Origin of the sequence: Salinicoccus halitifaciens, assembly GCF_021026095.1 — a bacterium.
In the GTDB taxonomy this organism is placed as follows: Bacteria; Bacillota; Bacilli; order Staphylococcales; family Salinicoccaceae; genus Lacicoccus; species Lacicoccus halitifaciens.
In genome coordinates, this window is record NZ_JAJNCU010000001.1 from 592,698 (window position 1) to 612,943 (window position 20,246).

The 20,246-nt window shown below is 46.7% G+C and carries 24 protein-coding genes; all 24 read left to right on the plus strand.

Annotated elements, in window-relative coordinates; all coding sequences use genetic code 11:
• Window position 1 precedes the first annotated feature (1 nt).
• The 24 genes from LPW40_RS02995 to LPW40_RS03110 all read left to right on the plus strand — a co-directional run bounded on the left by LPW40_RS02995 (window position 2) and on the right by LPW40_RS03110 (window position 20,167).
• Window positions 2-397 (plus strand): ribonuclease HI family protein, encoded by a 396-nt coding sequence (locus LPW40_RS02995; protein WP_230820744.1) that lies wholly within the window; start codon window positions 2-4, stop codon window positions 395-397.
• A gap of 60 nt (window positions 398-457) precedes the next feature.
• Window positions 458-631 carry a zinc-finger domain-containing protein gene (locus LPW40_RS03000; RefSeq protein WP_230820745.1) on the plus strand — a complete coding sequence of 58 codons (174 nt, stop codon included), beginning with the start codon at window positions 458-460 and terminating at the stop codon, window positions 629-631.
• A gap of 11 nt (window positions 632-642) precedes the next feature.
• Window positions 643-930 carry a NifU N-terminal domain-containing protein gene (locus LPW40_RS03005; protein ID WP_230820746.1) on the plus strand — a complete coding sequence of 96 codons (288 nt, stop codon included), beginning with the start codon at window positions 643-645 and terminating at the stop codon, window positions 928-930.
• Between the two features lie 17 nt (window positions 931-947).
• Complete coding sequence (locus LPW40_RS03010) at window positions 948-1,754, plus strand: virulence factor (protein WP_230820747.1); 807 nt, start codon at window positions 948-950, stop codon at window positions 1,752-1,754.
• 1 nt (window position 1,755) lies between these two features.
• Window positions 1,756-2,193 carry a BrxA/BrxB family bacilliredoxin gene (locus LPW40_RS03015; protein ID WP_230821062.1) on the plus strand — a complete coding sequence of 146 codons (438 nt, stop codon included), beginning with the start codon at window positions 1,756-1,758 and terminating at the stop codon, window positions 2,191-2,193.
• A gap of 186 nt (window positions 2,194-2,379) precedes the next feature.
• Window positions 2,380-3,333 carry a thymidylate synthase gene (locus tag LPW40_RS03020; protein ID WP_230820748.1) on the plus strand — a complete coding sequence of 318 codons (954 nt, stop codon included), beginning with the start codon at window positions 2,380-2,382 and terminating at the stop codon, window positions 3,331-3,333.
• Window positions 3,334-3,344: 11 nt separating this feature from the next.
• Window positions 3,345-3,824: a dihydrofolate reductase gene (locus LPW40_RS03025; RefSeq protein WP_230821063.1), complete on the plus strand. Its 480-nt coding sequence runs from the start codon at window positions 3,345-3,347 to the stop codon at window positions 3,822-3,824.
• An 11-nt stretch (window positions 3,825-3,835) separates the two neighbouring features.
• Window positions 3,836-4,384 (plus strand): DUF2140 family protein, encoded by a 549-nt coding sequence (locus LPW40_RS03030; RefSeq protein WP_230820749.1) that lies wholly within the window; start codon window positions 3,836-3,838, stop codon window positions 4,382-4,384.
• Between the two features lie 17 nt (window positions 4,385-4,401).
• Complete coding sequence (msrA, locus tag LPW40_RS03035) at window positions 4,402-4,926, plus strand: peptide-methionine (S)-S-oxide reductase MsrA (protein WP_230820750.1); 525 nt, start codon at window positions 4,402-4,404, stop codon at window positions 4,924-4,926.
• Complete coding sequence (msrB, locus tag LPW40_RS03040; protein ID WP_230820751.1) at window positions 4,923-5,351, plus strand: peptide-methionine (R)-S-oxide reductase MsrB; 429 nt, start codon at window positions 4,923-4,925, stop codon at window positions 5,349-5,351. Before msrA ends, msrB begins: the two co-directional genes overlap by 4 nt.
• Window positions 5,352-5,365: 14 nt before the next feature.
• Window positions 5,366-5,869 (plus strand): PTS sugar transporter subunit IIA, encoded by a 504-nt coding sequence (locus tag LPW40_RS03045; protein ID WP_230820752.1) that lies wholly within the window; start codon window positions 5,366-5,368, stop codon window positions 5,867-5,869.
• Complete coding sequence (locus LPW40_RS03050) at window positions 5,869-6,090, plus strand: YozE family protein (RefSeq protein WP_230820753.1); 222 nt, start codon at window positions 5,869-5,871, stop codon at window positions 6,088-6,090. Before LPW40_RS03045 ends, LPW40_RS03050 begins: the two co-directional genes overlap by 1 nt.
• An 18-nt stretch (window positions 6,091-6,108) precedes the next feature.
• Window positions 6,109-6,822, plus strand: coding sequence for a purine-nucleoside phosphorylase (gene deoD / locus LPW40_RS03055; RefSeq protein ID WP_230820754.1), 714 nt, complete (start codon window positions 6,109-6,111; stop codon window positions 6,820-6,822).
• Window positions 6,823-6,945: 123 nt separating this feature from the next.
• Window positions 6,946-8,511: a S41 family peptidase gene (locus tag LPW40_RS03060; protein ID WP_230820755.1), complete on the plus strand. Its 1,566-nt coding sequence runs from the start codon at window positions 6,946-6,948 to the stop codon at window positions 8,509-8,511.
• Between the two features lie 94 nt (window positions 8,512-8,605).
• Window positions 8,606-9,688, plus strand: a complete 1,083-nt coding sequence (locus LPW40_RS03065; protein WP_230820756.1) for an undecaprenyldiphospho-muramoylpentapeptide beta-N-acetylglucosaminyltransferase — start codon at window positions 8,606-8,608, stop codon at window positions 9,686-9,688.
• Window positions 9,685-10,308 (plus strand): phosphatase PAP2 family protein, encoded by a 624-nt coding sequence (locus LPW40_RS03070; protein ID WP_230820757.1) that lies wholly within the window; start codon window positions 9,685-9,687, stop codon window positions 10,306-10,308. The genes LPW40_RS03065 and LPW40_RS03070 overlap by 4 nt, the downstream gene beginning before the upstream one ends.
• Before the next feature lie 100 nt (window positions 10,309-10,408).
• Complete coding sequence (locus LPW40_RS03075) at window positions 10,409-11,029, plus strand: GNAT family N-acetyltransferase (protein ID WP_230820758.1); 621 nt, start codon at window positions 10,409-10,411, stop codon at window positions 11,027-11,029.
• A 75-nt stretch (window positions 11,030-11,104) separates the two neighbouring features.
• Window positions 11,105-11,779 (plus strand): response regulator transcription factor, encoded by a 675-nt coding sequence (locus tag LPW40_RS03080; protein WP_230820759.1) that lies wholly within the window; start codon window positions 11,105-11,107, stop codon window positions 11,777-11,779.
• A gap of 11 nt (window positions 11,780-11,790) precedes the next feature.
• On the plus strand, window positions 11,791-13,146 hold the full coding sequence (locus LPW40_RS03085; RefSeq protein WP_230820760.1) for a HAMP domain-containing sensor histidine kinase: 1,356 nt from the start codon (window positions 11,791-11,793) through the stop codon (window positions 13,144-13,146).
• A gap of 92 nt (window positions 13,147-13,238) precedes the next feature.
• A complete protein-coding gene (locus LPW40_RS03090; RefSeq protein ID WP_230820761.1) occupies window positions 13,239-16,022 on the plus strand; it encodes a 2-oxoglutarate dehydrogenase E1 component in 2,784 nt (927 codons plus the stop codon).
• 2 nt (window positions 16,023-16,024) lie between these two features.
• Window positions 16,025-17,317: a 2-oxoglutarate dehydrogenase complex dihydrolipoyllysine-residue succinyltransferase gene (gene odhB / locus LPW40_RS03095; RefSeq protein WP_230820762.1), complete on the plus strand. Its 1,293-nt coding sequence runs from the start codon at window positions 16,025-16,027 to the stop codon at window positions 17,315-17,317.
• Window positions 17,318-17,405: 88 nt separating this feature from the next.
• Entirely contained in the window at window positions 17,406-17,612 is a 207-nt protein-coding gene (locus LPW40_RS03100; protein ID WP_230820763.1) for a DUF6501 family protein, read from the plus strand.
• A gap of 1 nt (window position 17,613) precedes the next feature.
• On the plus strand, window positions 17,614-18,405 hold the full coding sequence (locus tag LPW40_RS03105; protein WP_230820764.1) for an ATP-binding protein: 792 nt from the start codon (window positions 17,614-17,616) through the stop codon (window positions 18,403-18,405).
• 10 nt (window positions 18,406-18,415) lie between these two features.
• Entirely contained in the window at window positions 18,416-20,167 is a 1,752-nt protein-coding gene (locus tag LPW40_RS03110; RefSeq protein WP_230820765.1) for a vWA domain-containing protein, read from the plus strand.
• Window positions 20,168-20,246 lie beyond the last annotated feature (79 nt).

The window sequence follows — 20,246 nt, forward strand, 5'->3', positions numbered from 1 at the left end:
CATGGCGCAAATTTACATTGATGCGGCAGCCCGGCAGAATCCGGTGTACGCCGCCGGTGCCGCCGTCATAAAAGATGAAAACGGCAGGCTTGAGTTCACTTTCGATCTCGGGGAGATGGATAATCACGAAGCGGAATGGGCGACACTGGACCATGCACTCGACAAGGCGGTTGAGCACGGCATCAGATCCGCCATCATCCATACGGATTCCAAAATCATCGCAGACAGCTTCGACAAACAGTTCGTGAAAAATAAGAAATATCAGATCCACTACAATAATATCCAATCGAAACTCGGAAACTTTGATTTGTTTCTGGTCAGCCACACCCCGAGGGGGAGGAACAAATCAGCCGACAACCTGGCCAAAGAAGCGCTTTATAAGTATACGAAGGGATGATGAAAGTCATTCCTTTTTTTATCCTGGCGTTTTCTGTATAATTGATTAAGGAGGTTGAACATGGAAGAAAAAACCTTAATTAAAATCAACCAACTTGAAGAAAAATACTGCCATGGCTGCCTGCTCAAAAAGCTGAACAGGGAAGAGGGCACCCGGGCGAGCGCACATAAATTCTGCATTACGGAATGCTCGGTCGGGCTCAAGATCCGCAGCCATGGAAACCAACTACAATAGGAGGATTATCAATGGAAATCGTAAGAATCGAACCGACACCGAGTCCGAACACAATGAAAATCACTGTGAGTGAGGAAAAAGGGGATATGAAATCAGCAACATACAGAAAAGTTTCTGATGAGAATCCTGATTTCATCAATAAAGTGCTCGAACTTGAAGATGTGACAAGTGTATTCCATGCAATGGATTTCATATCGGTGGATAAATCGCCGAAAGCCGACTGGGAAACACTCATCCCTAAGATAGAAAGCACATTCAATTCCGGCAGTGACGATTCGGAAGTAAAAAAAAACCAGTAAATAATACCTACGGTGAAGTGAATGTCCAGGTCCTGACATTCAAAGGCATTCCTTACCAGATCAAGCTGAATGACGGGGAAGAGCACAGGCGCCAGCTGGATGACAGATTCGTCAATGCCGTCGCCGAAGCGACACTGCCTGAAGATAACATCATCATGGGGCGCAAATGGGAGCAGAGCTCAACGCGTTACGGCACACCTGAAGAAGTGTTCACGGAAGTGACCGAAGAGATCAACGCTTTATATGATGATGAGACTTTGAAGGAGATGGTTGCTGAAGCGAAGCAGAAACAGCCGCCGAAACCGAAGGAATACCGTAAGGTGAGTGTTGCGGAATTCAAGGCGGCCGCCGACTGGAAAGAGCGGCTGAACCTCCTTGACCATATGGAGAATCCCGGCAAGGATGACTATGAAGTGCTCTCACTCGCACTGCAGGATGATAAGATGCAGGTGCGCAGGACCGCCGTCTATCTGCTTGCCATGATCGAGGACAGGGAGACGCTTCAGTATTTGAACATCGGGCTCCAGGATAAGGCCGTGCCGGTCAGAAGGACCGCCGGGGACGGATACAGCGACCTCGGTTTCAAGGAAGGGCTGCGGGACATGTATCCCCTGCTGGATGACAGAAGCCCGATTGTGCGCTGGCGTGCTGCGATGTTCATCTACGAAGTCGGTGATGAAGAAAGCCTGCCTCACCTGTATGAGTATAAGGAAGACCCGCAGTATGACGTCAGGCTCCAGAAAGAGATGGCCATCGCCCGGATAGAGAAGGGTGAAGCGGCAATGGGCAGTGTATGGAAACAGATTCAGGAAAGGGAGCGATGATTTGAACCCGTACGAAGAGTATATGAAAGAAGTTGCAAAACCGATGCGCGAAGAGTTGACGAACCGTGAGTTCAAAGATTTGACGACGCCGGACAGTGTGGATGAGTTCATGAACTCATTGGATGAGGATGAGACTGCATTTGTGGTGATCAACAGCGTATGCGGATGTGCAGCAGGCCTTGCGCGTCCGGCTGCGGTGACGGTCGCAGAGCAGAACCCGAAGAAACCGACGCACAAGGCGACGGTGTTTGCAGGTCAGGACAGGGAGGCGACGGCAAGGCTCAGGGAGTTCATCGGCGAGCCGCCATCAAGTCCTTCATACGCACTTTTCAAAGGACGCAAACTTGTCCATTTCATGCCGCGCGAACATATCGAAGGCCGTGACATCAACGACCTGATGATGGACATAAAAGAATCATTCGATGAAAATATCTCATAAAAAAACCAGGAATGTATATTCCTGGTTATCATTTAATCTATTCTGTTATGCACAGTGATACAAACCATGCTGCCATCAGAACGAGGCCGATTGAAAAGACGAGTTCCATAATCAACACTCCAAATAATCATTTTATTATCACAGTCAATTATATAGAAGTCCTTTGAAAAAGAAAAGAGGGGTAGTATGAATAATTTCGACAAAGTCTACCATGATCTGCTCGGACGCATCAGATCGGAAGGCACTTTCAAGGATGACCGGACCGGAACGGGTACGTATTCGGTGTTCGGCCATCAGATGCGCTTCGACCTGTCTGAAGGATTCCCTTTGCTCACTACGAAAAAGGTTTTGTTCAAAATGATCGCCACCGAGCTGATCTGGTTCATCCGGGGTGATACGAACATCAGGTTCCTCCTTGAGTATGACAACAATATATGGAATGAATGGGCGTTCAAGAAATGGGTCGAATCTGAGGAGTATGACGGCCCGGATATGACCGATTTCGGCCGCCGTGCGCTTAAGGACGAAGACTTCAACTCCATCTACCAGGATGAAATGAAGAAGTTTAAGGACAGGATCCTCACCGATGACGATTTTAGCCGTAAATACGGCGATCTCGGAAATGTATACGGAAAACAGTGGCGGGACTGGATCGGACCGGATGGTGAATCCATCGACCAGCTGAAAAACGTGATTGAGGCGATCAAAACGAACCCCGACTCAAGGCGTCATATTGTCACAGCCTGGAACCCGGCAGAAATCGATACGATGGCACTTCCGCCGTGCCACTCCTTTTTCCAGTTTTATGTCAAGGATGGCAGGCTGAGCCTGCAGCTTTATCAGAGGAGTGCCGATGTGTTCCTCGGTGTACCTTTCAATATTGCGAGTTATTCACTGCTCCTTCTGATGGTTGCTAAAGAATGCAGCCTTGAAGCAGGTGACTTCGTCCATACGATGGGGGATGCTCATATATATGCAAATCACATCGAAGCAGTCGACAAACAGCTCGAGAGGAACAGCTTTGCGCCCCCATCCTTGAAGATCAACAGTGACGCATCAATTTTTGAGATCGATTATGAAGATTTTGAAGTGGTCGGCTATGAGTCACACCCTTATATCAAAGCACCGATTGCAGTATAGACAGGAGGAACATTATGGTATCTTTAATTGTGGCGCATGCCAATCAGAACGTCATCGGGTTCAAGGGCGACATGCCGTGGAACTTGCCCGCTGATCTGAAGAGATTGAAAAGCCTGACGGAAGGCAATACGATCGTGATGGGGAGGAATACACTCGATACATTGGGAAAACCCCTGCCCAACCGTAAGAACGTCGTTTTGACGCGCAACGAGGAGTTTGTCACCGAAGGCGTGGAAGTAATCCATGACATCGAGGAGATTAAAAATCTTGAAGGGAAAGTCTTCATCTTCGGCGGGGCGGCCGTATATGAGCAGACGATGTATATGGTCGATGAAATGTATATCACAAGGATTCATGAAACATTTGCAGGCGACACCTTCTTCCCGGACTATGATATATCAGAATGGGAAATCGTGGACATCACACCGGGCGTCGTGGACGAGAAGAATAAGTATCCGCATGAATTCCTGCACCTCAGAAGAAATCTCTGAGGGAGACGCTCATGAATATCTGGAAATGGTTATTCATAGGACTGCTTGTCATCAATGCAGCAGTGTTGGCAGGCCTTTTCATATTCCTATCAGGCGACTATGGGGAACTGGATTCAATTGAAGCGCCGGATGGTACTCAGACTGAACATGTGATCATCCTTGAAAACCATACCGTTGAGTTTCTTTTGAACACGTTCCTGCAGGATGGCGCATATGATATCACCGTCGCAATAGATGAGGAAGATATACAACTGATGGCGGAGAACGAGTATTTGAACATGAACTTTGATACAATATTCAACCTGGAGCCGTATATCACCGAGACGGATCTGATTTTTGAAATCAGTGATATTTCAATCGGGCGGCTGCCATTATCCGAGGATATGGCATATACGTTGATCAGAACCGGGGCGGACCTTCCAGAAGGTATGGCGTTCAGCACAGAATCCAGGGCCCTGGTGATAGATAAAACTCTTTTTGATGAGTTTACAGACTTGTCTGTTGATGTCGAAGAGATTGATTATCAAAACAATGCATGGTATTTTTCTTTTGAATACTAACTTATGAGGTGAGAATTTTGGCAAAAGCGACATTAGGCGGCGGCTGTTTCTGGTGTCTGGTTAAACCATTCGACCAGTGGGACGGCGTCAACAGCGTCATTTCAGGGTATTCCAACGGAGAAGTGGACAATCCGACCTACGCACAGGTCAGTACCGGGACGACCGGTCATATCGAGACCGTTCAAATCGATTATGATGAAGATGTGATTTCCTACGAAGAGATTCTGCAGATTTTCTTCAAGACTTTCGACCCGACAGATGTAGAAGGCCAGTTCGGCGACAGGGGCAGCCAGTATATGCCTGCGGTACTGTACCACAATGAAGCACAGAAAGAGACTGCCGAAAGAGTGATAAAAGAGCTTGACGACAGCAACGTTTTCGACAAACCGATCAACACACCGGTACTGCCTTTCAAGAGCTTCTATGAGGCAGAAGAGGAACACCAGGATTTCTATAAGAAGAACAAGGGACATTATAATGCATATTATAAAGGTTCCGGACGTAAATCATTTTTAGAAAATCATTGGAGTGAATCAGAATGAGCGTTAAAAAAAATATTGAAGATCTTACCCGTACAGAGTATAAAGTCATGAAGGAGCAGGGCACCGAAACGCCTTTCCAGAACGAATACTGGGATCATTTTGAAGAAGGCATCTATGTCGACAAACTCAGCGGCAAGCCTCTTTTCACATCAAAGGACAAGTTCCATTCATCCTGCGGCTGGCCGAGTTTCGCCAAAGGCATCTCTGAAGATATTTCCGAGCACTTCGACGATTCTTTCGGCATGAGGCGCACCGAAGTCCGCAGCGAGGCATCAGACAGTCATCTGGGCCACGTATTCGAAGACGGTCCTGAAGAACTCGGGGGGCTGCGCTACTGCATCAATTCAGCAGCTGTGATCTTTATTCCGAAGAATGAGCTCAAAGAAAAAGGGTATGAGGAATACGTAGACTACTTTAATGACTAATGGGAGTTGGTTCAATGTTTAAGAATCTATTTCGGAAGAAAGAAGAACCTGCCGACAAACTGCTCGAGATAAAAAGTCCGATGAATGGCAGATATGTCAAAATCGAAGATATTCCCGACCCTGTTTTTTCAGAAAAGATGATGGGGGAAGGATTCGGCATAGAACCGTCAGACGGTGAAGTCGTCTCACCCATCGACGGGGAAATCATGCAGGTCTTTCCCACCAATCATGCCGTCGGCATCAAAGCTGCAAACGGCATAGAACTGCTGATCCACATCGGCCTTGAAACCGTCGCGATGGACGGCAGGGGCTTCACAGGACATGTCAGTGAAGGCGATAACGTGAAGGCAGGCGACAGTCTCGTAAGCTTCGATATGGACCTGGTGACAAAAGAAGCAGAAAGCACGATTTCACCTGTCATCATCACCAACAGCGATGCCCTTCAGTCGTTCGATATCCTCGAGACAGGTGAAGTGGCCGGCGGACAGACCGTCGTCGCCTCTGCGGAGATCAGCTGATGAAAGATTATTCCTATTACCAGTATATGAAGACACGGACGGATGAGAAGTCCGAAGCAGGAACGCTCAGTGACTTCATAAAGAATGACTCCATGTTCCCGAAACAGGAAACCGATTACCAGAAACTCAGTGAGTATCTGGAAAGAAACCCTTATCCGGATATCACCCTCACCACGTTTGATGAAACTTACCGGGATTATCAAGACTGGCTAAACCACTAAGAAAAAGGAGTTCCAATAATGAGTATTCATATCAATGCACAAAAAGGCGATATCGCCGATACAATCCTTTTACCTGGGGATCCCCTCAGAGCGAAGTACATCGCTGAAAACTTTTTAGAAGATGTGACCTGCTTCAATGAAGTCCGTAACATGCTGGGCTTCACCGGGAGGTATAAAGGAAAACGCATTTCCGTGATGGGCACGGGCATGGGGGTACCTTCCATTTCCATTTATGTCCATGAACTGATGGAAGAATACGGCGTCAAAAACCTGATCCGTGTCGGTACATGCGGCGCCATCCAAAAAGATGTGAAAGTGCGTGATGTCATCATCGCCCAGAGTGCATCCACGGATTCCTTCCAGAACAGGAAGCTGTTCGGCAATTTTGAATATGCGCCGACTTCGGATTTTGAACTGCTTCTTTCAAGCTATAATGAAGCGAAGAAAAAAGGTCTCGAAGTCAAAGTGGGGAACGTATTTACGGCTGATTCCTTCTATGATGAAAAAGGCGATGTTGAAATGATGGCGAAATATGGCATACTGGCGCTCGAAATGGAATCAGCGGCATTATTCACCATAAGTAAAAAATTCGATGCACGTGCATTGGCCATACTGACGGTATCCGATCACGTACTGACGGGCGAAGCGACATCCAGTGAAGAGCGTCAGACGACTTTCAACGAGATGATTGAAGTCGCACTTGATGCAGCTCTGCCGTTCGCCGGTGAATAGTATTCGACAACTTTAAGAACTGCAGCAGAACAGTGGGGTGCCCCACTGTTCTTTTTCTTTAATTATTGGTAAGTTACTGATAGAATATAAATATTATGCCAATAGGAATAAGGTGTGGGTAATTTGAATGAAAACCATGATCCAAAAGAAGCGAATTTCAAATCGAAGAAAATAAGCATCAACCCTTTCTGGTTGATCATCACCATACTGGCTGCAGTGATATTATCCAGTGTGATCACAGCACTCAGCCTGGAGGCCGGTACTGAAAAGGCGGTCAATGTAGGTACCGACACAAGAAGTGAATTTTCAAAGCTGTACAGTGTGTATGACACCATTTCCACCGACTTTTATGATGAAGTCGACAATGAAGAACTGATTGAATCCGCGATTGACGGTATGGTGCAGGGTCTGGATGACCCATACAGTGAATACATGAATATGGAAGCAACGGATGCATTCCAGGAGACGGTCACCGGGGATTTTGAAGGTATCGGTGCAGAGGTCATACAGGAAGGCAACCGCATCATCATCACTTCACCGATGAGAGGCTCACCGGCGGAAGCTGCAGGCATTGAACCCGGCGATCAGATCATAGCTGTGGACGGGGAAAGCCTGGAAGGGATGAACACGACCGAAGCAGTCCAGCTCATACGCGGCGAGAAGGGGACGGATGTCGTCCTCACGATCGTGCGCGGGGAAAGCGAGCCGATGGACATCACCGTCACACGGGACACCATCCATATCGACAGCGTGACTTATGAAGAAGTCGACGGTGTCGGTCATATCAGCATCAACAGGTTCCAGCAGGGTACGACGGAAGAATTCGAGGAGAGCATCAATCAGGCGGCCGAGGATGGAATCGAAGACATCATCGTGGATTTCCGTTATAATCCGGGCGGGCTGCTTTCCGAAGCAGTGACACTGATCAACCAGTTCATCCCGGAAGATGAAATTGCACTGCTTCTGGAAGACAGTGACGGGCAACAGATGCCGCTGATGACGGAAGGCCCACACAACGAAAATACGGAAGATATGAATCTCCATATCCTCATCAATGAGGGGTCTGCAAGTGCATCGGAAGTTTTCGCAGGCGCACTGGATGACCATTTCGAAGATGTCATCATTGCCGGTACACAATCGTTCGGTAAAGGTGTCGTGCAGCAGACACAGGAGTTCAGTGATGACTCCATGCTCAAATACACCAACACGAAATGGCTGACACCCGAAGGCCGTTGGATCCATAACGAAGGCATCACCCCTGATCTTGAACTCGTGAACCCCGATTACTACAGGGTGGAGATATTGAATGAAGATGATGTGTACACTGAAGACCAGGAGAGCGAGACCGTCGTTTCCATAAAAGTCGCCCTGGAAACTTTGGGTTACGATGTGGGGACGATCAATGAAGTCTTCGATGAAACCCTGACTTCAGCGGTCGAGAGCTTCCAGGAGGATCATGACCTTGAAGCCGACGGCAACGTCACAGGGGAAACATCCCGCCTCCTCATGTCGGAACTGAGGAATCACATCAATGAAAATGATGCGCAGCTCGAGTATCTCATCAGTTATATCACCGGTGAACATGAGGCCGGGGAAATTGAAGAAATCGCAGAAGAGAATGCCCGTCATATCGAGATCCCGACTCTTGAAGAATTGCGGGAAGATGCATCAGAAAACTCAACCGAATGATAAACTTAAGTCGCACAAAATTTTGTGCGACTTTTATTGTCTCAAATCATCAAATGGTTTAAAGTTATAGCATAAACATATTACGGAGGTTGCCATGAAATCTTCACGACGCAAAGCAATATTAACCGGAGGCGGGACTGTCGGCCATGTCATGCTGAATAAACTGCTGATACCGGAGTTCATCAGCCGGAATGTAGAGCCGGTTTACGTAGGTTCAAAAGATGGCATCGAAAAGGAAATGATCAGCCCGGCATCCATCAGGTACCATTCAATCTCCAGCGGAAAATTAAGGCGGTATTTATCTTTTGAAAACATGAAGGATATCTTCAAAGTGACTAAAGGCATCTTTGATGCGAGAAGAATATTGAAAAAAGAGAAACCTGAATTTGTATTTTCAAAAGGCGGATTCGTCAGCGTGCCGGTGGTGCTTGCAGCCAAATCGTTGAACATTCCGGTCTATATCCATGAGTCCGACCTGACGCCGGGGCTTGCGAATAAGATCTCGACGAAGTTTGCGACGAAATGTTTCGTGACTTTCGAGAAGACGATGGATTATCTGCCGGCGGATAAGACCGAACTCCTCGGCCCGGTGATCAGGGAGGAGCTGTCCGGGGGAGACCGGGCTGCCGGCTACGCCATTACGGGCTTTACAGACGACAGGCCGGTTCTTTTATTCATGGGCGGCTCCCTCGGGGCAAGGTCCATCAATCAGTTCATCCGCGAGAATATCGAAGCCCTCACAAAAAATCATCAAATCATCCATTTATGCGGGAAAGGCAACGCCGATGAAGATTTGAACGGCCGTGAAAATTATATCCAGTTCGAATTTGCCGGTGAGGAGCTCGCACACCTGATGGAAATCGCGGATATAGTGATCGGACGCAGTGGCTCCAACGCCATCTATGAGCTGCTTCTCAACCATAAGCCGATGATTCTGGTTCCTCTGCCGCTCAGCCAGTCGAGAGGGGACCAGATCGAAAATGCCGAATACTTTTCCGGCCAGGGATATGCCGAGGTGATCCCCGAAGAAGATTTGACGCTTCATAATTTCCAGGAGAAAATGGAGATGATCAACAGGAACCGTGACGAAATCATCAGGAAAATGAAGCAGTATGATGGAGGTTTCAAACCGGCGATGCTGGTTGAAATGCTGCTGGAGGAGGAGGAAGTGGAGTGAGCCGTGCAAAGAAATTATCCCTGTTTTTAGTTTTCACATTGATATTCGGCGTCATTGCCGTATTCCATGAATCCAGGGCCGGGCAGTGGATCGACCGGGAAGTGTATGAGTTCATCTATGCTTCGGAAAGCTTCATCACCACCGCCCTGATGCTTGGATTCACCCAGATTGGTGAAGTGATTTCCATGATCATCCTGTCTCTGATCATGATCGCCATACTGATGCTCTATAAACTGAAGATCCATACACTCTTCCTTGTCATCTCCATGCTTACAAGCAGCATCATGATTCCTGTGATGAAGAATGCCTTTGACAGGGAGAGGCCGTCACTGCTCCGTCTGATCGACATTTCAGGCTTCAGCTTCCCAAGCGGCCATGCCACGGGTTCTTCGATATTTTTCGGGTCGCTGATGGCAATCATTCAAAAAACTTCTTTGAACAACAAAGGCATACTGTATGCGCTGTGTGGATTCTTCATATTGATGATTTCCTCATCACGGGTGTACCTCGGCGTGCATTATCCGACGGATGTGATCGCAGGCATCACCATCGGCACTGCAGTCGTCATGGGCACAAGTTATCTTCTCCACAACAAGTTCAAAAGAAGCAGTTATATATGAAAAGATTTAGATGGCAATGCAAAAAAATTTGCATTGCCATTTTCGATTGCCGCAATTATAATTAATCTGCACAATATAAAGACAAGGCGGGTGACTCCGAATGGCTGTAAATTTATATGAATCCATCACACTCGAAAATGAGAGGATCAAGCTCATTCCACTGCAGTTAAGCCATGCAGATGAACTGCAGGCAATCAACCATGAAAACATCTGGTCATATATGCTGTTCCAGGCGACCACCCTTCCATTAATGAATGAATGGATCCAAAGTGCCATCGAACTGAGGAACCAGTTGAAAAGTATACCGTTTGCGGTGGTATTGAAGACCACCGGCGAAGTCGTCGGCAGTACAAGAATCCAGCATATCGACTATGAGAAGCAGAGCTGTGAAATCGGTGCTACATGGTTCGGCACGAAAGCTCAAAGATCTTTTGTGAATTCAGACAGCAAGTACCTGCTCCTGGAGTTCTGTTTTGAAACGCTGAATATGATGCGCGTCCAGGTCCGGGTGGATGAGAGGAACGAACGCAGCGCCAAAGCAGTCGAACGTCTCGGCTTCACGAAGGAAGGCGTGCTCAGAAAAGAAAGAGCATTGCACGGTGTTCCGAGAAATCTCATCATCTTTTCGATCATTGATGATGAATGGCCTGAAGTGAAGAAAAATTTATTGATTAAACAGCAGAGTTACATGATGAATACACCAGAAATATCAGCAAGCTGACACATAATTCATATTATGTGTTTTTTTGTTTTCATATATATGATAATGGTATGATAAATCAAAGGATGTGATTAGATGAAGCATGTGCTCGTCATAGAAGATGAATTGAATCTGGCACGTTTCATAGAACTTGAATTGAAGCATGAAGGATATGCCGTGACACTCAGTGCAGATGGTGAGGACGGACTGGATAAGGCATTGAACAATGATTTCGACTGCATACTCCTCGATCTGATGCTGCCTGCGCTGAACGGACTTGAAGTGTGCAGAAGAATACGCAAATCGAAAAATACGCCGATCATCATGATCACCGCCAAAGGGGAAACGTACGACAAGGTCGTCGGTCTGGATTACGGTGCCGATGATTACATAGTGAAGCCTTTTGAAATAGAAGAACTGCTCGCACGGATCAGAGTGATGCTGAGAAGGGGGGATGCATCAGAAAATCACAGCAAAATTCTTTCCCTCCACGGCATTTCCATAGATATATCCGCCTACAGGGTGACGATCGATGATATGGAACTGGAGCTCACCAAAACAGAATATGAGCTCTTATATCTGCTGTGCAAAAATGCAGGGATCGTTTTAAGGCGGGAGCAGATACTTGAGCATGTGTGGGGGTATGACAGTGAGGTGGAGACGAATGTCGTTGACGTGTACATAAGGTACTTGCGGAACAAGCTCAAACCTTTCAATAAACATAAGATCATCGAGACCGTGCGAGGAGTGGGGTATGTGGTGAGATCATGAACAGAAACTCATTGAAATACAAATGGCTGAGGCTGTCAACGCTGATCATCTCCTTCACTTACCTGATCTTCAGTACGCTGCTGATATATTTCACCAGCCTGTACCTGCGCGATCTTGAAGAAAGGGCCCTTGACCGGAGCATGGATGAACTGCAGCATATATATGAATCCCAGCCGATCAATACGATATCCAGGAATGATATCCTTACCAGCCTTTATGATGAACAGACGATGATCCTCTACACCCGCAGCGGGAATATCGTCAGCACCGAACCCACCAATGATCTTTCCGACCTGCCGGTCGACTTCATTCCGGTGGGGGATGATGTCATCACATCCCTTGAAACCGAGGACGGCAACTATCTGGTCGGCCGTTCAAACATCGATTCGATGTATTGGAACGGTTACCTGACCGTCATCCATCCGCTTGACAACTATTACCTGATCATCCGTACAATGGTCATGATCGCTTTATTGATCGGATTCCTGTCTATATTATTCACATCGATCGTCAGCTATTTCTTCTCGACCCAGATGGTCAAGCCGATCAGGAGCATCGCCAATCAGCTTAAGAGGATAGAAGGGGAGGGTGTATCGGAAAGGTTATCTTTGAAGACCGATACCGAAGAGACGGACTATATGGTGACTTCATTCAACAACATGATGGATTCACTGGAGGAGTCATTCAACCAGCAGAAACAGTTCGTCGAGGATGCATCCCATGAACTCAGGACACCGCTCCAGATCATCCAGGGGCATCTGAAGCTGATCAACCGCTGGGGGAAGGATGACCCTAAAGTCTTAAACGAATCCCTGCAGATCTCGATTGATGAGCTGCACCGCATCAACAAGCTCGTGGAGGAACTGCTGCTGTTGACGAAGAATAACCCGAAGCAGCTTGAGGAGATTGAATCGATCAACATCGTCGATGAAATCAATTCGCGCGTCAGCAGCATGAAGAAGATACATCCGGATTACCATTTTGCGGTCGAACATACACATGATGATATAATGTTCCAGATCAACAACCATCATTTTGAACAGCTTTTATTGATATTCCTTGATAATGCTGTTAAATATGATACAGAGCATAAATATATCATTACAAGTACGGAAAAACATGATGACCATTTTGATATCATGATCAAAGATCATGGTATAGGGATTCCTGAGGAGGATCTTGAAAATGTTTTCAACAGATTTTACAGGGTGGATAAATCGAGGAGCAGACAGCAGGGCGGCCACGGTCTGGGATTATCCATCGCAAAAAAACTGATTGAAAATTATGATGGGCAGGTATGGTTCGAAAGCGAAGAAGGTAATTTTACAAAAGTTATTATCAGATTCCCGCTGAATAAAGATAAATGATAAATTAAGCGTCTTTAAAATACTAATGTATAGTGCTAAAATGGTAAATGTATAATAATTAAAACACATAATACTAAAGAGGTGCTGCAAAGATGGAAGGGAAAGCCTATGAAGAGGCGCCAGTCAGATTTGGAACGAATTTAGGTTTGATTCTTGATATTCACGATTCTTATTTGGAAAATCCGGACAGTGTCAGCGAAGAAATGCGCACATTGTTCGAAAGTCTTGGAACATCACAAGGTGGTGGCCTGGATGACAATGCGAAGCAGAATGTTAAGGGGATGCTTCGCCTGCTTGATGAAATCAGATTATTCGGACACTTGAAGGCGGATATCTATCCTGTCTACAAGCCTGATATAAAGAATGCACCCGCTCTTGATTTCAAATCGCACGGTATTTCTGAAGAACTTTTGAAAGATGTACCTGCATCTCTCGTGAGCCCGCACCTTGGTTCACTCTACGAGAATGCGAATGAGGCATTCAATCATCTGTATGAAGTCTATACGGGCCCGATTGCCTATGAGTTCATGCACATCAACGATTCAAAAGAAAGAACCTGGCTGAAAAAGACAATTGAGAACCAGGATGAAGTCAGTTTAAGTTCCGAAGAAAAAATCGAACTTTTTAAACTGCTGTCCAAAGTCGAAGGTTTTGAAAAATATCTGCACAAAAATTTTGTCGGTGCCAAGAGATTCTCCATCGAGGGACTGGATACTTTAGTACCGATGCTCGATCATCTTCTCGCCCTTATGGCCGAGAAAGAAATTCCAAATCTTCAAATCGGTATGGCTCACAGGGGCCGCCTGAACGTTTTGACACATGTCCTTCAAAAGCCTTATGAAATGATGCTCAGCGAATTCATGCATACAGACCCGATGAAGTTCCTGCCTGAAGATGATTCACTGACCCTCACTTCAGGCTGGGTCGGAGATGTCAAATATCACCTCGGCGGTTCCAAAAAGAGGACTGACAAAGGTATAGAGCAGCAGATCACTTTGGCCAACAACCCGAGCCACCTCGAAGTCGTCAGCCCTGTGATCCAGGGTAAGACGAGGGCTGAACAGGAAACGACGGACCGGAATGGATTTCCTGAGCTCGACTTCAACCGTTCACTTGCCGTCATGGTCCATGGTGATGCCGCTTTCGCAGCGCAGGGTGTCGTTTTTGAAACTTTGAACCTTGGGAATCTGGACGGCTACAGAACAGGCGGTTCCATACACATCATCGCGAACAACCGTATCGGTTTCACCACCGAGGAGTTTGATGCCCGCTCGACGGATCACGCATCTGCAGCGGCACTGAGTTTTGACCTGCCTGTCTTCCATGTCAATGCGGATAAACCAGAGCACGTGATGAGGGCGATGGAACTTGCCTTCAGGTACCGTCAGGAATTCAACAAGGATGCAGTCATAAACTTAATCGGCTACCGCCGTTTCGGCCATAATGAAATGGATGAACCGAGTACGACGAATCCCATGCTGTACAGGGAAGTCAAAGCGCATGACACGATAGAGCACATTTACGGCAACCAGCTCATTGAAGAAAAGGTCATTTCCAAAGAGGAAAAAGAGGATATCATCGACAACGCCTTCAAAAGAATGCGTGAAGCGCATGATAAGATAGATAAAAATGATACCGTTATCAAATCCTCGATCGAGGCGCCGGAAGCATTCCAGGAAGGCCTTTCAAATGAAGAAGAGCCGGAGATCACCCGTGAAAGGCTTGAGGAGATCAATGAGGCCCTGTTCGATTATCCTGAAGACTTCACCGTGTTCAAGAAGCTGAGGCAGGTGCTTGACCGCCGCAAGCTGCCTTTCGAGGACGATTCGGCACTGGTCGATTGGGCGCATGCTGAAGCGCTGGCATTTGCAACGATCAATCAGGACGGCACGCCGATCAGATTGACCGGTCAGGATTCCCAGAGGGGGACGTTTGCCCACAGGCATGCCGTGCTCCATGACTCCGAGACCGGGGAGGAATTCATTCCGCTGCACCATGTCCCTGGTGCCAAAGCCACATTCGACATCCATAACTCACCTCTGTCCGAAGCAGCAGTCGTCGGCTTCGACTATGGATACAACGTGGAGAACAAGGCAGCCATGGTCATATGGGAAGCCCAATACGGTGACTTTGCCAACATGGCGCAGGTTTACTTTGATAACTTCATGTCATCCGGAAATGCAAAGTGGGGAGAGACGAGTGGTTTCACCCTGTTCCTCCCTCACGGACAGGAAGGGCAGGGGCCGGAGCACTCGAGCGCAAGGCTTGAGAGATTCCTTCATTTATGTGCAAACTATAATATGACCGTCGCAAATCTGACGAGCACCGCAAACTATTTCTACCTGTTGAGAAGGCAGGCAAAGTATTTGAACACTGAAAAGATGCGTCCGCTTGTCATCATGACACCGAAAAGTCTGCTCAGAAACCAGATGGTCAGCGATCCACTGGACGCTTTCATCGGCAACCATTTCAGGGAGGTCATCGTTGAAGAGCATGACAAGTCCAAAGTGAAGAAGGTCGTCCTGGCACATGGCAAAATGGCTGTGGATCTGCTCTTGCACCACAGGGACAATCCATCCGATGAAGTGGTGATCGTAAGGATTGAACAGCTCTATCCGTTCCCTGATGAAGAGATCAAAGAACTGCTAGAAAGCATTGAAAATCTCGATGAAGTCCGCTTCGTCCAGGAAGAGCCTAAGAACATGGGTGCATACAGCTCCGTTTTACCGAAGATACTCGACATTTTACCGGAGAATGTAAAGCGCTCCTATGTCGGCCGTCCGGTATCGTCATCACCGGCTGAAGGCGATGCTGAAACTTACAAGAGGATACAACAAAATATCATAGAAAATGCAATGAAAGTGCAGGAGGATTAATAATGGCAGAAGTTAAAATTCCAGAACTGGCTGAATCGATTACAGAAGGGACGATTGCGTCCTGGTTGAAAGGTGTGGGTGACTCCGTAGAAAAAGGAGAAAACATACTTGAGCTTGAAACGGATAAAGTCAACGTCGAAGTGATCAGTGAAGAATCCGGTGTGATTACAGAGCTGAGGGCAGAAGAAGGAGACACTGTTGAAGTAGGACAGGTCGTCGCTGTCGTTGATGAAAGCGGTGAAGCTTCATCATCTGAGGAAAAAGAGGAGAGCACACCTTCCGAATCCAAAGACGAAGAAAAGGACGCCCCTTCCAAAGATGAAAAGAAAGACGAACCAAAAGAAGAGAAGAAAGAAGAAAGTGGGGAGGCTTCAGACGAAGGTTCCGACCGCATCGTCGCTTCACCTGCTGCAAGGAAACTGGCACGTGAGAAAGGCCTCTCGCTTAAGGAGATCAGTGCAGGAGATCCAAGAGGCCATGTCCGTTCCCAGGATGTCGAGAACCATGAGGCTTCCAAAAAGAATCAAGAAGCAGAAAGCAAAAAATCTGAAAGCAAGCCCGAGAAACAGCAGGCCAATGCACAGCCTGAAAAACCTGTCATCAGGGAGAAGATGTCAAGACGCCGTCAGACGATTGCCAAGCGCCTGCACGAAGTGAAGCAGAATACTGCAATGCTGACGACTTTCAACGAAGTGGACATGACGAATGTCATGGAACTCAGAAAGCGTAAAAAGGAAGCATTCCAGGAGAAGCATGACGGCACAAGACTCGGCTTCATGTCATTCTTCACCAAAGCTTCAGTGGCCGCCCTGAGACAGTTCCCTGCAGTGAATGCGGAAATCGACGGCGATGAAATGATCTACAAACAGTTCTACGATATCGGTATTGCAGTTTCTACGGAGGAAGGGCTCGTTGTACCGGTTGTAAGGGACTGTGACCGTAAAACCTTTGCAGAAATAGAAGCAGATATCGCCGGCCTTGCAACGAAGGCGATTGATAAAAAACTATCCCTGGATGAAATGACCGGAGGATCGTTCACGATTACGAACGGTGGTGTATTCGGATCACTCTTATCAACACCGATCATGAACGGTACACAGGCCGGCATCCTCGGTATGCACACCATCCAGAAACGCCCTGTGGCAATGCCGGATGGATCCATTGAAGTGCGTCCGATGATGTACATCGCGCTGAGCTATGACCACAGAGTGATCGACGGTAAAGATTCAGTGAATTTCCTCAAAACCATCAAAGAATTGATTGAAAATCCAGAAGATCTTTTACTTGAAGGTTAAAATCAATAAAAACAAGATACTATTTTCAGTATCTTGTTTTTATTATGTTAAAATATAGAGACTTTAATAAATGAATGGAGAATGAATGATGTTACATGAAACATGGCAGGATAATAATTTGAGGACAGTGAAGGTCAGACATACGGATGCCGAGAAATATAAAGTCAACGATATGCTGACTGAAGGCAAAACTTATACCGTGGTCAACGAGACCGAAGAGTATATATTCGTAAAAGATAATTCAGGCAAAGTCGGCGGTTACTATAAGACCTACTTCGAAGATGCGGATGAGTGAAATGGCCGGATCTAAATTCAGGCATGAAGATGAGGCGATTCACCACGATTCATTCAATATCCTGAAACTCGGCAAAAATCTGCTTTTGAAAGGGCCGACAGGGGCGGGGAAAACCCGCCTTGCAGATGACCTTGCCGTCGAATTCGGGCGTGAGATGGTGAGCATCAACTGTTCTGTCGATATTGACATGGAATCCCTGCTCGGTTTCAAGACGATTGAGTATGAAGAAGGTCAGCAGGAGATCGTCTTCGTCGATGGACCGGTTGTGCGTGCAATGAAGAATGGTCATATACTCTATATCGATGAAATCAACATGGCCAAACCGGAAGTGCTGCCGATACTCAACGCGGCCCTTGATTACCGCAGGACGTTGATGAACCCCTTGACCGGGGAGGAGATCACTGCCGATGAGGATTTCATCGTCATTGCCGCGGTAAACATCGGTTACGCCGGCACCATGCCCATGAACGAAGCGCTGCTCAACCGCTTCAATGTCGTGGAAATCGACTATGTATCCGATGATGCGCTTTTGGAAATTTTGGAAAATCAAAGTCTTCAGGATGATCCTGGCATTTTAAGGAGACTGACCGACTTCCATAAAGATCTCGTGACGATGACCAGGCAGGGCCAGATATCAAAGGAGTCATCCAGTGTGAGGAGTTTGCTGGACCTTTCAGATTTAAGCACCCTGATTCCTCCAGACAGAGCCCTGCAGCGGACGGTCACAGATAAGCTGGACAATGACCAGGAGAAGACGGCGATATACAATGCTTTTAAATTACATTTTGAGTAGTGATTAAAATATGACGTATTCCTTTATCAAATTCAACGATGAACTGGTCGATTCCAGAAATATGATGGAACTGACTGATCTTGCGCGCCTGCTTTTCAGGAACGGGGAACTGACCGTGAATGTGCAGAAGTATTCCTACTTCAATCCGTATAAGAATGTCCTGAATTTCAGTATGTTCTGGAAGCATAGGAATGATATCACTGAACTTGACGGCTTCAAACATGATATCTACACGCACTTCACTGCACCGGGAACTCTGGATTATTCCAAGTATGCTGAAATGATGACTCGTGACGGATATTTACGGCAGATATTTTTATCAATTGAATACTTCAGGTTGAGGAAAAGTGCTGTGAATGAAAGACCGGTCATCAAAAGGCTCTTAAAGGAAGGTGACGGGATTTTAAGACAGCATTATTCAAAGCACACAGAGAATTCAGCCGATGATTTCCTGCGCCATATGAACCTGAAGATCCTGCAGTACGAGGATGCCTTTGAATATTCGGGCATCCCTTTTGATATGAAGTCGGACTCCACTGAAGAAAGCATCATCAAAGCGGAAACATTCTACGATAAGATAACCAAAACACCGGGTCTCGATACTTCCAGTTTCACCCCGATACATGATATTTCCTTCAGCGACATCGATGCCTTCATTAAAAGCAATGACTTCAGGAAAGACCCCGGGGTGCTGTCTTCGGAAAATGATCAGGTCGATGAGGATGAAAAGAGCACGGTCGATACAAAGACGAGCGGGGCGGTGAAGGATGCCACTGTCCTAGGCGAAGTACAGGATGCTGCCAATGCCCGGAGGTCCAAAAGCAGGCAGGTGAACATGTATGACGATGAGGTCGATGACTACACTGAAGGTTTTGGAAGCAACCGCGGGGATAACACCTTCAGGGACAAAGCTTCGATAAACCGCCATGCCGTACTGGAAAAAATCACCCCAAAGATCAATCTGAGCGACTACCAGAAGTACAGGGAACTTTACAATCAGTATACAGGTGTGGCCAGGCAGGCGGTCGGCGACCTCCAGCAGCTTTTGAATCATAAGCAGAACGAAATCCGCATGAACCAATCGAACGGAAAATTGATGAAAAACCCGACGATGCCCATTGTCGAAGGGAGTCATAAACTGTTCGTCAAAGAGCGTTCGGAGTCGAGGGAAATTGATGCCGTCTTCACACTCGTTGTCGACCGGTCCTTTTCAATGGAACCCCACCTGGAAAATGCGATTTCGGGTGTCATCGTCTTCAATCACATTTTGAAATCACTGAATATAAAGCACAGGATCATTTCACATCACGAAGACACCTTTGAGGTCGGTCCGGAGAACTTTCCGAACAGGGTGTATGAGCATATGGATTTTGACAAATCCAATTATTATCATCCTGTATCCATACTGGATATCGATGCATCCGGTGACAACAGGGATGGTTTCATATTGAAGCATGAAATTTCCTTATTGAGGGCGCGAAGTGAAAGCGACCGTTTCATCATCATGTTCTCCGACGGTCTGCCAAGTGCAGAGGATTATAACCAGAGTGGTATAGTAGATACGCATGAGGCGGTCAATATCGCAAAAAGGGAGAACATTCATATCGTCAATGTCTTCATCAGTGAGGAAAGCGATGAACAGACCATTGAATCCATCAGGAATATATATGGCAACAACACCATCCTGGTGGCGCATGCCCATGAAATGGCACATGCAGTCGCCAATACGCTTAAAAAGATATTGTTGTCGCTTATAAATTAATTTACATCAATTGAAATATAGTCTGAAATCTGAAAGTTTAAAATCTTATGGACTTTATTGATTGAATGAGATAGAATAG

Excerpts from the sequence above, each read along its gene's own strand:
- LPW40_RS02995 (WP_230820744.1), top strand. The coding sequence starts at position 2 with ATGGCGCAAATTTACATTGATGCGGCAGCCCGGCAGAATCCGGTGTAC.
- LPW40_RS03000 (WP_230820745.1), top strand. The coding sequence starts at position 458 with ATGGAAGAAAAAACCTTAATTAAAATCAACCAACTTGAAGAAAAATAC.
- LPW40_RS03005 (WP_230820746.1), top strand. The coding sequence starts at position 643 with ATGGAAATCGTAAGAATCGAACCGACACCGAGTCCGAACACAATGAAA.
- LPW40_RS03020 (WP_230820748.1), top strand. The coding sequence starts at position 2,380 with ATGAATAATTTCGACAAAGTCTACCATGATCTGCTCGGACGCATCAGA.
- LPW40_RS03030 (WP_230820749.1), top strand. The coding sequence starts at position 3,836 with ATGAATATCTGGAAATGGTTATTCATAGGACTGCTTGTCATCAATGCA.
- msrB (WP_230820751.1), top strand. The coding sequence starts at position 4,923 with ATGAGCGTTAAAAAAAATATTGAAGATCTTACCCGTACAGAGTATAAA.
- LPW40_RS03045 (WP_230820752.1), top strand. The coding sequence starts at position 5,366 with ATGTTTAAGAATCTATTTCGGAAGAAAGAAGAACCTGCCGACAAACTG.
- LPW40_RS03050 (WP_230820753.1), top strand. The coding sequence starts at position 5,869 with ATGAAAGATTATTCCTATTACCAGTATATGAAGACACGGACGGATGAG.
- deoD (WP_230820754.1), top strand. The coding sequence starts at position 6,109 with ATGAGTATTCATATCAATGCACAAAAAGGCGATATCGCCGATACAATC.
- LPW40_RS03065 (WP_230820756.1), top strand. The coding sequence starts at position 8,606 with ATGAAATCTTCACGACGCAAAGCAATATTAACCGGAGGCGGGACTGTC.
- LPW40_RS03075 (WP_230820758.1), top strand. The coding sequence starts at position 10,409 with ATGGCTGTAAATTTATATGAATCCATCACACTCGAAAATGAGAGGATC.
- LPW40_RS03080 (WP_230820759.1), top strand. The coding sequence starts at position 11,105 with ATGAAGCATGTGCTCGTCATAGAAGATGAATTGAATCTGGCACGTTTC.
- LPW40_RS03090 (WP_230820761.1), top strand. The coding sequence starts at position 13,239 with ATGGAAGGGAAAGCCTATGAAGAGGCGCCAGTCAGATTTGGAACGAAT.
- odhB (WP_230820762.1), top strand. The coding sequence starts at position 16,025 with ATGGCAGAAGTTAAAATTCCAGAACTGGCTGAATCGATTACAGAAGGG.
- LPW40_RS03100 (WP_230820763.1), top strand. The coding sequence starts at position 17,406 with ATGTTACATGAAACATGGCAGGATAATAATTTGAGGACAGTGAAGGTC.
- LPW40_RS03105 (WP_230820764.1), top strand. The coding sequence starts at position 17,614 with ATGGCCGGATCTAAATTCAGGCATGAAGATGAGGCGATTCACCACGAT.
- LPW40_RS03110 (WP_230820765.1), top strand. The coding sequence starts at position 18,416 with ATGACGTATTCCTTTATCAAATTCAACGATGAACTGGTCGATTCCAGA.